General features: G+C 66.2%; 12 protein-coding genes. 9 read left to right on the forward strand and 3 right to left on the reverse strand.

What is annotated here, in order from left to right; translation table 11 throughout:
- The first annotated feature begins 31 nt into the window (after positions 1–31).
- The 6 genes from CHB87_RS16260 to CHB87_RS16285 all read left to right on the forward strand — a co-directional run bounded on the left by CHB87_RS16260 (position 32) and on the right by CHB87_RS16285 (position 5,938).
- Positions 32–694, forward strand: coding sequence for a translation elongation factor Ts (locus CHB87_RS16260; protein WP_089409493.1), 663 nt, complete (start codon positions 32–34; stop codon positions 692–694).
- A 237-nt stretch (positions 695–931) separates the two neighbouring features.
- On the forward strand, positions 932–2,113 hold the full coding sequence (locus tag CHB87_RS16265) for an RtcB family protein (RefSeq protein ID WP_089409494.1): 1,182 nt from the start codon (positions 932–934) through the stop codon (positions 2,111–2,113).
- 241 nt (positions 2,114–2,354) lie between these two features.
- The gene (locus CHB87_RS16270) at positions 2,355–3,560 is read left to right on the forward strand and encodes an MFS transporter (RefSeq protein WP_089409495.1); all 1,206 of its coding nucleotides are present in this window, start codon (positions 2,355–2,357) and stop codon (positions 3,558–3,560) included.
- A 69-nt stretch (positions 3,561–3,629) separates the two neighbouring features.
- Complete coding sequence (locus CHB87_RS16275) at positions 3,630–4,496, forward strand: transglutaminase-like domain-containing protein (protein WP_089409496.1); 867 nt, start codon at positions 3,630–3,632, stop codon at positions 4,494–4,496.
- A gap of 57 nt (positions 4,497–4,553) precedes the next feature.
- Positions 4,554–5,648 carry a bifunctional DNA-binding transcriptional regulator/O6-methylguanine-DNA methyltransferase Ada gene (gene ada, locus CHB87_RS16280; RefSeq protein WP_089409497.1) on the forward strand — a complete coding sequence of 365 codons (1,095 nt, stop codon included), beginning with the start codon at positions 4,554–4,556 and terminating at the stop codon, positions 5,646–5,648.
- Positions 5,645–5,938: a hypothetical protein gene (locus CHB87_RS16285; RefSeq protein ID WP_089409498.1), complete on the forward strand. Its 294-nt coding sequence runs from the start codon at positions 5,645–5,647 to the stop codon at positions 5,936–5,938. Before ada ends, CHB87_RS16285 begins: the two co-directional genes overlap by 4 nt.
- Before the next feature lie 235 nt (positions 5,939–6,173).
- Here CHB87_RS16285 and CHB87_RS16290 read toward each other — a convergent pair whose 3' ends face one another.
- A complete protein-coding gene (locus CHB87_RS16290; protein WP_089409499.1) occupies positions 6,174–6,890 on the reverse strand; it encodes a hypothetical protein in 717 nt (238 codons plus the stop codon).
- Between the two features lie 50 nt (positions 6,891–6,940).
- On the opposite strand from CHB87_RS16290, the gene CHB87_RS16295 reads away from it, so the two are divergent.
- Entirely contained in the window at positions 6,941–8,263 is a 1,323-nt protein-coding gene (locus CHB87_RS16295; protein ID WP_089409500.1) for an MFS transporter, read from the forward strand.
- Positions 8,264–8,292: 29 nt separating this feature from the next.
- Here CHB87_RS16295 and CHB87_RS16300 read toward each other — a convergent pair whose 3' ends face one another.
- On the reverse strand, positions 8,293–9,627 hold the full coding sequence (locus CHB87_RS16300) for a chloride channel protein (RefSeq protein ID WP_089409630.1): 1,335 nt from the start codon (positions 9,625–9,627) through the stop codon (positions 8,293–8,295).
- A gap of 7 nt (positions 9,628–9,634) precedes the next feature.
- Positions 9,635–10,057, reverse strand: a complete 423-nt coding sequence (locus tag CHB87_RS16305; protein ID WP_089409501.1) for a MarR family winged helix-turn-helix transcriptional regulator — start codon at positions 10,055–10,057, stop codon at positions 9,635–9,637.
- Between the two features lie 74 nt (positions 10,058–10,131).
- On the opposite strand from CHB87_RS16305, the gene CHB87_RS16310 reads away from it, so the two are divergent.
- Both CHB87_RS16310 and CHB87_RS16315 read left to right on the forward strand, forming a co-directional pair.
- A complete protein-coding gene (locus CHB87_RS16310; RefSeq protein WP_089409502.1) occupies positions 10,132–10,809 on the forward strand; it encodes a response regulator transcription factor in 678 nt (225 codons plus the stop codon).
- Between the two features lie 9 nt (positions 10,810–10,818).
- Positions 10,819–12,198 carry a sensor histidine kinase gene (locus CHB87_RS16315; RefSeq protein WP_176441810.1) on the forward strand — a complete coding sequence of 460 codons (1,380 nt, stop codon included), beginning with the start codon at positions 10,819–10,821 and terminating at the stop codon, positions 12,196–12,198.
- Positions 12,199–12,254 lie beyond the last annotated feature (56 nt).

Consider the following 12,254-nt stretch of genomic DNA (forward strand, 5'->3'; position numbering starts at 1 on the left):
GTAAGCTGCACTTGAGAAAAGGACTATTCCAATGTCTACCGAAACCGCTGTGAAGATCGATGCCAAGCTCGTCAAGGAACTCCGCGAAAAGTCCGGCGCCCCGATGGGCGACTGCCTGAAGGCGCTCCAGGAAGCCAAGGGCGACATGGAAGGCGCATTCGTCGTGCTGCGCAAGCGCGGCATGGCGTCGGCCGCCAAGAAGGCCAGCCGCACCACGAACGAGGGCGCGGTCGGCACGTACATCCACGCCGGCGGCAAGATCGGCGTGCTGCTCGAGCTGAACTGCGAGTCCGACTTCGTGGCCCGCACCGAAGACTTCCAGGAGCTGCTCCGCGACATCGCGATGCACATCGCCGCGACCGACCCGCGCTTCGTCACACGTGACGAGGTTCCGCAGTCCGAGCTCGACCGCGAGAAGGACGTCTTCCTCGCGCAGCCCGCGATGAAGGGCAAGCCGGAGGCCGTCGTGAGCAAGATCCTCGAGGGCAAGATGAGCAAGTTCTACGAGGAGACCTGCCTCGTCGACCAGCCGTTCATCAAGGAAGCGACGCAGACAATCTCGCAGCTCATCGCGAGCAAGGTCGCCAAGCTCGGTGAGAATATCTCCGTCCGCCGCTTCGCCCGCTTCAAGGTAGGCGCGAACGACTGGACCGTTGCACAGACCAAGATTGCAGCAGAGGAGCCCGCGGCATAAGCCGAAGGTCAAATCCGCAGCACATCGAGCCTGGGCGACAGCCCAGGCTCTTTCTTTTGCCCCGAACGCGAATCGCGCCGACGAGGCACACAGCCCGGCCGCACGCATGTGTTTGAACCCATTGCTCTTTAAAGGGTGGAAGCATGGGGCTTAAGCCCCATGAACTCCAACCCGGCACGAAAAGGGCTTCAGCCCTGGGGTTCAACCCCGGCATGCCGCCAGAAAGGAACCACGAACATGCAGTACATCGACGAAATCCCGGTATGGGGAACGCACGAAGAGAACACGCTGGCGCAGGCGAAGGTCTGTGCGCGCACGGCAGACTACTTTGCCCTGATGGCCGACGGGCACCTCGGCTACGGCGTGCCGATCGGCGGGGTCATCGCCAGCGAGAACCGCATCAGCCCGACCGCCGTCGGCTTCGACATCGCCTGCGGCAACAAGGCAGTGCGGCTGGATATTCCCGCTGCTGAGGTCCGCGCGAACATCCACAAGATCATGGACGACATCTGGGCGACGCTCTCCTTCGGCGTTGGACGGAAGAACCGTGAGAACAACAGCGACTCGCCCTTCGTTTCGGACGAGCACGAGGGCTGGGCGACCGAAGCCGCCAAGCCGCTGAAGCATAAGGCGAACGCGCAGCTCGGCACGATCGGCAGCGGCAACCACTACGTCGACCTCTTCGCGGACGAGCAGGATCGCGTCTGGGTGGGGGTGCACTTCGGCTCGCGTGGTCTCGGCCACGGCATCGCGACGTGGTTCCTGAAGGCGGCGGGCGCGGCGGACGGGATGATGGTCGATCCGGTCTTCTTTGACACGGCCAGCGACCTCGGCCAGCAGTACATCCACGCCATGCAGCTGGGCGGAACCTATGCCTACGCGGGCCGGGACTGGGTGTGCAGCCGCGTGGCGAAGCTGCTGGGCGCGAGCATCGTCGAGGAGGTGCACAACCACCACAACTACGCGTGGCAGGAGACGCACAACGGCCGGGAGATGTGGGTATGCCGGAAGGGCGCGACGCCGGCCTTCCCCGGCCAGCGGGGCTTCGTCGGCGGCACGATGGGCGAGATCAGCGTGATTCTGGAGGGCGTCGAGACGCCGGAGTCGAAGCTGAGCCTGTACTCGACGGTCCACGGCGCGGGCCGTGTGCTGGGCCGGAAGATGGCCACCGGCACCTTCGACAAGAAGACCGGGGCCGTCAAGCGCGAGGGTCTGGTGAAGCCGGCGATGATGGAGGGCTGGCTGCAGCGGGCCAACGTCGTCCTGCGTGGAGGCGGTCTGGACGAGAGCCCGGACTGCTACAAGCGGCTGCCCGAGGTGCTGGCGGCGCACGGCGACACCATCCGCGTGCTGCACACGCTCACCCCGCTGGGCGTGGCGATGGCGGGCGCGAACGAGTTCGATCCGTACAAGGATTGAGCTGTTCGCAGGACAAAGCCTGGGCGCAAGCCCGGGCTTTTCTCCGTGTACACTGAGCAGGTTCCAACCCATGGATTCTTCTGCCCTCAGACAAGGACAAGCAACCGCAAAGACGCAATGCGGAGGTCTCTCCGCTCCGCTGCGCTCCGGTCGAGATGACGAGCATTTTGTGCGGATGCGAAAGCGCTGAATCGCAGTCGATGACGCATTTCGATCGTTACCCCGGCAAGGAGAGCGCTGCATGAGCCGAAGCCGCACCGCGCCCATCTGGCTGATGGGCATGTCGAATCTCACCTTCGGCCTGTACACCGGCTTCACGACGCTGCCGCTGCCGCAGTTGCTGGCGGCGCAGCATGTGCCGGGCGCGCAGATCGGGGTGATTACGGCGGCGGTGATTGCGCCTGGCTTCTGGACCTTCCTGCTGGGGCCGGTGCTGGATGTGCGCTTCAGCCGGCGGTGGTATGCGACGGTGCTGGCGGCGGTCTCGGCGGTCTGCCTTGCCCTGACGATTTTGAATCGTGGGAACGTCCGGCTGGTGGAGTGGCTGATGATGCTGGGCTACGCCGCGGGCAGCCTGTCGGCGAACGCGCTGGGCGGGTGGCTGGCGACGATCGTCCGGCGGGAGGATGAGGCGCAGTTGAGCTCATGGTCGGTCGTCGCGGGCTTTGGCGGATACGGCCTGATGACGATCCTCGCCGGAGAGCTCGTCCGCGCGCTGCCGCTGGCGGTCGCGGCTTTCACGCTGGGCGCGATCATCTTTCTGCCGACGGCGATCTTCCTGCTGATGCCCGCGCCCGGACCCGACCGGCGGCTGGCCGGCGAGAGCTTCCGCGCCTTCTTCGGCGAGGTCTGGCTGGTCGTGCGGCGGCGCGAGGCGCTGCTGGCGCTGGCGCTCTTCCTGCTGCCGTCGGCGTCCTTCTGCCTGACGAACCTGCTCGGCGGCTGGGGCGCGGACTTCCACGCGGACGAGCGCACCGTGAACCTGATCGGCGGCTCCGCCATGACGGTGGCCGGCATCGTGGGCAGCCTGCTCTTCATCCCGCTGGCGAAGCTGCTGCCGCTGCGTCCGCTGTACCTTGCCATCGGCTGCGCGGGCGCGATCTTCACGGCGAGCCTGCTGCTGCTCGGGCGCAACCCCACGGCCTTCGGCCTGGCGCTGGCGGGGGAGAACGTCTTTCAGGCGCTCGCCTTCACCGGCACGGTCGCCATCTGCTACGAGACGATCGGGCGCAACAATCCGCTGGCCGCAACGCAGTACGGCCTGCTGACCTCGGCCTCGAACCTGCCCATCATCTATATGCAACTGGTCGACGGACGCGGCTACGCGTGGCGCGGCGTCACGGGCGCCTACCTGACCGACGCGGGCGTCAGCCTAGCGGTCTGCGGCGGGCTGGGCGCGATGCTCTATGCGTTCCATCGCCGCGGGGCCGCGCGCGTATCGTCGTAGGCCCGCTCGTGTCATTCTAGGGGAGCCAGCCATAAAAATCTGAGACCCCAAAGGGAGCCGCTCACGCCCATGCTGATCCGGTCCGAGTTCACTATCGAGTTTCAGATACCGCACCCCGCGGCTATCATCGCCATGCTTCGCCTGCACCCTTCGCTCGACCGCGCACGTCTGGGCCCGGAGTATCTGCGCATCGAACACATCGGCTGGGACTTCTCGCGCAACATCATGGGCGAGGAGTTCAACGACGGCTTCGGCAATCGCTGTACGCGGTTCGTCGCGCCGCAGGGCGGGCTGCGGCTTACGGGGTCCAGCACGGTCCACAACAGCGGGGTCGGCGACCTCATCAAGACCGAGGCGATCCAGCACAATATCGAAGACCTGCCAACGGACGTGCTGCCCTACCTGCTGAGCAGCCGCTACTGCCCCGTCGACACGCTGTCGCAGGTCGCGGGCGAGATGTTCGGCCACACCAGCCCCGGTTGGGCGCGCGCCATCTGGATTCGCGACTGGGTCCACAATGCCGTTCAGTTCGACTACGCCAAGGCGCGTCCGACGAAGACCGCGCTGGACGTCTTCACCGAACGCACCGGCGTCTGCCGCGACTTCCAGCACCTGGCGATCACGATGACCCGCGCGATGAACATCCCGGCACGCTATGTCACGGGATATCTGGGCGACATCCGCCGGCCCGGCAACGGCAGCCCCGGCGACTTCAGCGCGTGGTACCAGGTCTTCCTCGACGACCAGTGGTGGGATATGGACGCACGCCACAACGACGGTCGCCTGGGCCGCACCCTGATGGCCACCGGCCGCGACGCCACGGACGTCGCCATCACGACCAGCTTTGGCGCGGCGAACCTGAATTACTTTTATGTGAAGAGCTTCGAGGTGGATGAAGAGGGCGCTCCCGTGCCTCTGCCGGAGATAGGCTCCTAGACTTCCCAGTCCAAATCCGGAGTGTGGCACATCGACCGGAAGAGGAAGATACTGGGTATGACGATGACCGCACAACACCCCGCAAAAAAACTCGAAGTCCCCAGCCACTTTGCCGGCAAAGCCTGGCAGCAGGTGCTGGCGCGCGACGCACGCGCCGACGGCCAGTTCTTCTACGCCGTCAAGACGACCAAGATCTACTGCAAGCCGAGCTGCCCCAGCCGCCGGCCCGAGCGCAAGAACGTCACCTTCTTCCCCACGCCGGAGCTGGCGCAGGCCGCCGGTTACCGGCCCTGTCTGCGCTGCGAGCCGGACTCCGTCGCGAAGAAGGACGACCCGCAGATCAAGGCCATCGAGGCCGTGACGCAGTTCCTCGCCGACCACTCCGACGAGCGGACGCGCCTGAAGGACGTCGCCAAGGCCACCGGCGTCGCGCCCCTGACGATTCTGCGCGGCTTCAAGCGCGTGCTCGGCGTCAGCCCGCGCGAGTACGCCAAGGCGCAGCGCGTCGCGAAGTTCAAGGAAAAGGTCCGCGAACCGAAGACCCGCGTGACCGACGCGATCTATGAGGCTGGCTTCGGCTCGTCGAGCCGCCTGTACGAGGGCGCGTCGCTCGGCATGACGCCCAGCGCGATGAAGGCCGGCGGCCTGGGCGAGACGATTCGCTACACCCTCGCCGACTCGCCGCTCGGGCAGTTGCTGATCGGCGCGACCGACCGCGGCATCTGCTGGATCGCCTTTGGCGACTCCGCGCTCGACCTGATTGGCGGGCTCGAAGGCGCCTTCCCCAAGGCCGAGCTGAAGCAGATGGACCGCGAGCTTTCGTACGCGGTCGACGCCGTGCTGAGCCAGATCGGCGAAAGCCCCAAGGCGCTGGAGCTGCCGATGGACGTGCGCGCCACGGCCTTTCAGCAGCGCGTCTGGCGCGAGTTGCAAAACATCCCGCGCGGCGAGACCCGCACCTACTCGGAGATCGCCAACGCGCTCGGCACACCGACCGCGGTACGCGCCGTGGCTGGCGCCTGCGCGGCGAATCCTGTCGCCGTGGTCGTGCCCTGCCACCGGGTCATCGGTCGCGACGGCTCGCTGACCGGCTATCGCTGGGGCGTGGAACGCAAGCGCGCACTGCTGGCAACCGAGCAGGCCAGCGCATGAGCGATCCCATCGGCAAAGCCTACAAACCCTGGCTGATCGCCAGCCTGACCGTGCTGGTGCTGTCGCTCGTCCTGCTGGCCGGGGATGTCACGGCTGCCTTCATCAACTTCGATACGAAGGCCATGCCGATCTGGGTGACGGTCGTTGGCGTGCTCGCGGCCCTCGGCATCGCGCTGGGATTCGCGGGGTTCCTGGGGATCATGCTGGTGTCCGGCTGGGCCTCGTGGAAGGAAGGCCGCAGGGTGCAGGTGCTGCCGCCGGAGCGACCTGTGGAAGCGGCGAAGGAATAGCTCTTTCGACAAAGAGTCGTGATCGTTTCGAGACAAGAGCATACCCCAGGGGCTAACGCCCGCGTTGTTGCCGGGGTTGAGCGCCAAGGCTGAAGCCTTGGCCTACCTAGAAGCAAAGACAGGCCAACCGTCGCCTCTCTTATTTGTCATTCCCGCAGGGAATCTGCTTTTGCTTCTGGCTGCTGCGACCCCGTTCAGAGCATAACCCCACGATAGCTTCGCCACGGCTCAGCGATCATGGGGCACCTGCGGGTTTCCGCTTCTCCAGCAACTTCCCGGCTCCGGGAAGAATCTCCTCTTCACGGAGGCACGGTTTGAACTGTGTGATGCAGGCGAGCCGAAAGTTCATCGCTGCCCGTTTCGCCGAAGGATCGAGTGCAGGATCGAACTCTACCAAAAGGCCCATCTTGGTTGAGAGCACTCTTCGATGATCGGGTAAAGGCAAGAGAGTCTGTGCACCCTGCGGCGCGTATCCCGCAATCTCCTGCGATCCCGCAAAGATTTCCCGGCTCTGCCCATGGACGGATGACTCGCCCTCCACCCCTTCCCCGAAATAGACCCTCGCGACGACACCATCTTCGATAGCGAACCCTCCACGCACGAGGGACGATCGCAGGCCGAGGTCGACCGCTGCATGTGGAATCAGATTTCTCAAGCCGGATCGTGTCGCATCGTAGCGAGCCCATGAAGGCAGCGTCGTCTCCAGAACGACCGCATAGAAGCAACTCCTCGGCTTGCATTCGGCATTGCCCGCAACCTTCCAACGACCGAGAAAGTGATTCACCGCATCGGCAGGCGGAGTTCCCACCTCCAGCGTCCGCACATCCGCCAGCAGCCGCTGCGCCCGCCAGCGCAGCACCCACTGCGCGCCCACGGCCCACATCCATGCCATGAAAAAAAGGATCATCGTCAGTGCGAGCAGTTGACGTATCCAATGAAGAAGTTGCGTCATGCCCAGCAGTAGAACGCATCCAATGGACGCAAGCCAAGTAAATTACTCCTATGCCGGAAACTGTCCAGGAAAACAGCGTCGACGCAGCCGCCATCTACCGCCGTATCACGTGGCGGCTGATCCCCTACATCTTCATCCTGTACATCCTCGCCTACCTCGACCGGGTCAACGTCGGCTTTGCGGCGCTGGAGATGAAGCGCGACCTGCACCTCTCGGACACGGTCTACGGCACGGGCGCGGGCATCTTCTTCCTCGGGTCGTCGCTCTTCGACCTGCCCAGCAATCTGCTGCTGGGCAAGGTAGGCCCACGCATCTGGATCGCGCGCATCATGATCACCTGGGGCATCATCGCGACCTGCATGATGGCCGTGAAGGGCGCGCATAGCTTCTACCTGCTGCGGTTCCTGCTGGGTGTGTCCGAGGCGGGGTTCTTTCCTGGCATGATCCTCTACCTCACCTACTGGTTCCCTTCGCGCGAGCGGGCGCGGGCGGTGGCGAAGTTCATGACCGCGACCTCGATCGCGGGCGTCGTCGGCGGGCCGCTTTCGAGCGCGCTGCTGAAGCTGGAAGGCCACTCCGGCCTGCATGGCTGGCAGTGGCTGTTTCTCGTCGAAGGCGTGCCGACGATCCTGATGGGCGTCTCGGTTCTCTTCGTCCTCCGCGACCGGCCGGACGACGCGCCGTGGCTCTCCGAACCCGAGAAGAAGTGGCTCGACAACGAGCTGGAGCAGGACCGCAAGGCAGGCGGCGCGAGCGACAAGCACCACCTGCTCGACGCCTTCAAGACGCCGATGGTCTGGGTGCTGGCGGGCATCTTCTTCCTCGATCAGATCGGCGTCTACACGGTGAATCTGTGGATGCCGCTGGTGCTGAACAGCTTCCTGCACGCCTCGAATCCGTCGGGCGCGAGCACCATCGCGAAATACGCGACCGTGCCGTACATTGCCGCCGCGATCTTCACGGTGCTGATCGGCTGGAACTCCGACCGCACGGGCGAGCGGCGCGGCCACATCGCGCTGTGCCTGCTGCTCTCGGCCGCGGGCTTCGGCTGGGCGGCATATGCCGGATCGCTGGCGGCCGCGCTCTGCGCGATGACGCTCGCCGCGATGGGCTACTGGTCGCTGATGGGCCCGTTCTGGACGCTGCCTACCGGCGTGCTCGGTGGACAGGCCGCGGCCGGCGGCGTGGCGATCATCACGATGGTCGGCGGCATCGGCGGCTTCTCCGGCCCGTACGTTACCGGGCGGTTGAAGGATCTGACCCACAACTACACCGCCGGTCTGCTGCTGATCGGCGGGCTGGCCGTGGTGGGCGCGGGATTGTGTTTTGTGCTCAAGAGACCTGTGACGGAAGAGCGTGGAGCCCAGGGCTGAACCCCCGTGAATCCGCCAAAGTGCTGGCGCTAGACAGCCCGTTCACGCACCCGCTGATCCCCTGAGACGGACGCATCTCCCGAAACGGCGTACGCCACTGCCGCGCCCATCAGCGCCGGAACGAGGAATGCGTGGCCGCCCGTTGCCTCCGCCACGAAGACCACCGCCGCCAGCGGCGTCTTATAAGCAGCGGAGAGGAACGACGACATGCCGACCGCCGCGTAGAGCGAGACCGAGGCCGTCCGGACGACGGTCTGGGCGAAGGCGACTCCCAGGCCGCCGCCAGTGAGAAAGAGCGGTACGAACATCGCGCTGACCCCGCCCGCGCCCAGCGTGAACGCAGTCGCCGCCAGCTTCAACCCACCGAATACAACCAGCTCCGACGAGCTGTGATGCGTGTTGAGAATCATCCCCACTGCCCCGTAGTTCGGACCGATCGGGATCAGGTCGCCCGGATAGAGATGCAGGAACGCCACGCCGCAAAGCCCGGTGAGCAGACCGCCCAGCGTCAGCTTCATCCAGTGCGGCGCCCGGCACGCCACCACCGCGCGGCGCAGGCGCCCGAAGGTGATGACGAAGGCCATCGCCAGCAGCCCGATCAGACCACCCAGCAGCGCGCACCACAGCAGGTCGCGCATCGTGTAGCCGGCGGCGCTGGCGAAGTTGAAGAGCGGATCCGTGCCCAGGAACGCGCCCAGCGTGAGGTAGGAGATGACGGACGCGATCAGCGACGGCATCAGCGCCTCGTGCGCCAGGTCGTCCTTGTACGGCATCTCGAGCGCAAAGACGATGCCCGTCAGCGGAGCCCGAAACACCGCCGACATGCCCGCCGCGGCGCCGCAGATCAGCATGATGCGCCGGTCTCTTGCGGTCAGCTCGAACCGGCGCAGCCGCTCAAGCCGTGTCCAGAGCCACGACCCCAGCGCCGCGCCGCCGTAGATGCTCGGCCCTTCGAGCGCCGCGCTGCCGCCCGCGCCCACGGTCGCCACCGCAGCCAGCAGCTTGGCCGGGAACGGCCGCACGTCGATCCGGCCGCCATGCTCGTGGTACGACCGGATGACCTCCTCGGTCGAGTGCTCGTTCGCATCCGGCGTCAGGTACTGCATGATGAGGCCCGCCACCGCGCATCCAGCCGCCACGCCCGGCACAATCGCCCAGTGATGGCCCAGATAGAAACCCAGCACCGCCGGCCAGGTCAGCCGCAGAATCGCCACCGCGACCAGCGTCACCGCAAGCCCCACCGTCACGCCGATGAGAGGCGCGACGAGCAGCCACTTATGCAGGCTCCGGGCATAGGTCGCGGCGAAGTCCGCATGCACCAGCGGCAGGCGGCGCCTCAAAAATGTGGGCTTCGGATCGTCCATTTCCATCTCACCTCACCAGCCTTCCCAGCGCCTCGATCATCTGCGGACCGAGCTCGTGCAGCTCGCGCGTGTGGTCGTCCGAAAGCTCTTCGAGCATCCGCAGGCCCTCCGGCGTCAACCGCAGCAGCACAGCGCGACGGTCGCGCGGGTCCGGCTCGCGCACCAGCAGCCCGGCCTCGACACAGCGGTCGCTCAGCTCGACCACGCTGTGGTGACGCAGGCTCAGCCGCTCGGCCAGGTAGCCGACCGTCGCCGGCTCGCCCGCCGGCCGCCCCGCGACCTGCAGCAGAAGCTGGTGCTGCTGGGGCGCGACGCCAACGCGCGCGGCCGCCTTTTCGCTGAAGTGCAGGAACCGCCGCAGAACGTAGCGGAACTCGGCCAGCGCCTGCAGGCGGTCGGAGTTGGTGGAGGTTTCTCGACGAGTGTTCACATTTGTATCGTATCACGATATAAATTGCGCCTCCGCATATCGCTCCCACCCTCTTCTGGGTCATACTGACCACCATGCGTGTCCTCCTCGTAGAAGACGAACTCCGCCTTGCCGAAAACGTCGCCACCGCCCTGCGCGATGGCCCAGGCTTCGCCGTCGACCATGCGCCAGACGGCGAAACAGGCGCCGATCTTGCCTCGAACCTCTGTTACGACGCCATCGTGCTGGACCTGATGCTGCCGAAGCTGGACGGCCTCGGAGTGGTCACGCGCATCCGCGCCACGGGCGACCGCACGCCGGTGCTGATTCTGACCGCGCGCTCCGAGCCTGCGTCCATCGTCGAGCTGTTGAACGCGGGCGCGGACGACTATCTCGCCAAGCCCTTCGACCTGGGCGAGCTGCTGGCGCGGGTGAAGGCGCTCATCCGTCGCGGCAAAGGCATCGCGCACCCGGTGCTGCGCTTCGCCGATATCGAAATGAACACGCTCGAACAGAGCATTCATCGCGCGGGCGTGGCGATCGATCTGTCGCCCACCGAGTACCGCATCCTGGCATATCTCATGCACCGCCCTCGTGTCGTGGTCCCGCGGCGCGAGCTGCTCGAACACCTCTACGACTACAACTGGGAGCACCACTCGAACGTCATCGAGGTGCATCTTTCGAACCTGCGGCGCAAGCTGGACGCGGGCTCGTCAAGCTCCTGCATCGAGACGATGCGCGGGCGCGGATATCGGCTGGTCTCGGGCGCGTAAGCGATGAGCATGAAGCGACACTCCATCTCGCGCCGCATGATCGCCATCGTCCTGGTGGTGGAGTTTGCCAGCGCGCTGGCGGTGACGGGGCTGGCGCTGGCGCATGAGCGGCGGATCCGCTTTCGCGCGCTCGAGGCCACCATTCGCGGACATGCGGATTCGCTGGTCGGCGCGGTGCAGGACTCCGACGACGTCAGCACCAAAGTGATGCTCGACGGCACCCAGAAGACGCTGCCCAAGGCCGATCTCTACGAGGTGCGCGACGAGCATGGCGCCTTGCTTGGGCGGTCCGAGCGCTGGAGCGACGAAGTGCCGCCGGAGCTGGCGCCTGACCGCTACGCCGAGTTTCAACTGAACCGCCAGACCTACATGGTGTTGCACCACGACGGCGTGCGCGTGGTCGATCCGGGCACGACGGGCGGCGGCCAGACCCACCTGCTGCATGTCACCTATGCCTCGTCCGAAGCGCACATACGGCATGAGATCGCGGAGGCGGTCAGCTTCTACGCGCTCACCAGCCTGGCGCTGCTGCTGGCGACGGGACTGATCCTGTGGTGGCTGCTGACGCGCGAGCTGGCGCCCGTGCACGAGCTGGCGACGCAGGCCACGCGGGTCTCGGTCACGAGCTGGGAGTTCCACCCCTCGGACCGCGTGATGGCGACCGATGAGCTGGCGCCGCTGGCAAAGGCGCTGGGCGCCGCGCTGACCGGGCTGGAGGCATCCTTCACGCAACAGGAGCGCTTCGTCTCGGACGCGGCCCACGAGCTGAAGACCGCGACCGCCGTGGTCAAGAGTTCGCTGCAGTTGCTGAGCATGCGCGAGCGCACGGCCGAGGAGTATCGCGCGGGCCTGCTGCGCAGCGAGCGCGACTGCGAGCGCATGGAGGAGATCGTCGCGCGCATGCTGGCGCTGGCGCGCGTCGGCGCCTCGGCGCAGCCCCTGCCCGCGCTGCGGACGTGCAGCGTCGTGAAGGTGCTGCGCGAGGTCGCGGAACAGTTGCAGCCGATCGCCGAGGTGCGCGAGATCGCGCTGCGCCTGGAGATCGAAGACAGACTCTCGACCGCGCCGCTGGACGCCGACGAGCTGCGGCTGATCTGCTCGAACCTGCTGCTGAATGCGATCCAGTACAGCCCGAACGAGACGACCATCACCGCGACGGTCACGCACTCCGGCCTGCGCATCGCGGACCAGGGCCACGGCATCGCGCCGGAGGCTCTGCCGCACGTCTTCGAACGCTTCTTTCGCGGCGACGCCAGCCGCAGCCGCGAGACGGGCGGCGCGGGCCTGGGACTCGCCATCTGCAAGGCCATCGTGGACCGCGTGCAGGGCGAGATCGCGATCGCGAGTTCGTCCGCCGGAACGACCTTGACGGTGCGCTTTCCCGGATAGCTCCCCGGCCTGGCCGGGCGCGTGGCTTCTTCATCACCGCTTAAGAACGGTTTGCG

Origin of the sequence: Granulicella rosea (assembly GCF_900188085.1) — a bacterium.
Taxonomy (GTDB): domain Bacteria; phylum Acidobacteriota; class Terriglobia; order Terriglobales; family Acidobacteriaceae; genus Edaphobacter; species Edaphobacter rosea.

Coding starts and splice junctions, on each gene's coding strand:
- CHB87_RS16260 (WP_089409493.1), top strand. CDS start 32: ATGTCTACCGAAACCGCTGTGAAGATCGATGCCAAGCTCGTCAAGGAA.
- CHB87_RS16265 (WP_089409494.1), top strand. CDS start 932: ATGCAGTACATCGACGAAATCCCGGTATGGGGAACGCACGAAGAGAAC.
- CHB87_RS16270 (WP_089409495.1), top strand. CDS start 2,355: ATGAGCCGAAGCCGCACCGCGCCCATCTGGCTGATGGGCATGTCGAAT.
- CHB87_RS16275 (WP_089409496.1), top strand. CDS start 3,630: ATGCTGATCCGGTCCGAGTTCACTATCGAGTTTCAGATACCGCACCCC.
- ada (WP_089409497.1), top strand. CDS start 4,554: ATGACGATGACCGCACAACACCCCGCAAAAAAACTCGAAGTCCCCAGC.
- CHB87_RS16285 (WP_089409498.1), top strand. CDS start 5,645: ATGAGCGATCCCATCGGCAAAGCCTACAAACCCTGGCTGATCGCCAGC.
- CHB87_RS16290 (WP_089409499.1), bottom strand. CDS start 6,890: ATGACGCAACTTCTTCATTGGATACGTCAACTGCTCGCACTGACGATG.
- CHB87_RS16295 (WP_089409500.1), top strand. CDS start 6,941: ATGCCGGAAACTGTCCAGGAAAACAGCGTCGACGCAGCCGCCATCTAC.
- CHB87_RS16300 (WP_089409630.1), bottom strand. CDS start 9,627: ATGGACGATCCGAAGCCCACATTTTTGAGGCGCCGCCTGCCGCTGGTG.
- CHB87_RS16310 (WP_089409502.1), top strand. CDS start 10,132: ATGCGTGTCCTCCTCGTAGAAGACGAACTCCGCCTTGCCGAAAACGTC.
- CHB87_RS16315 (WP_176441810.1), top strand. CDS start 10,819: ATGAAGCGACACTCCATCTCGCGCCGCATGATCGCCATCGTCCTGGTG.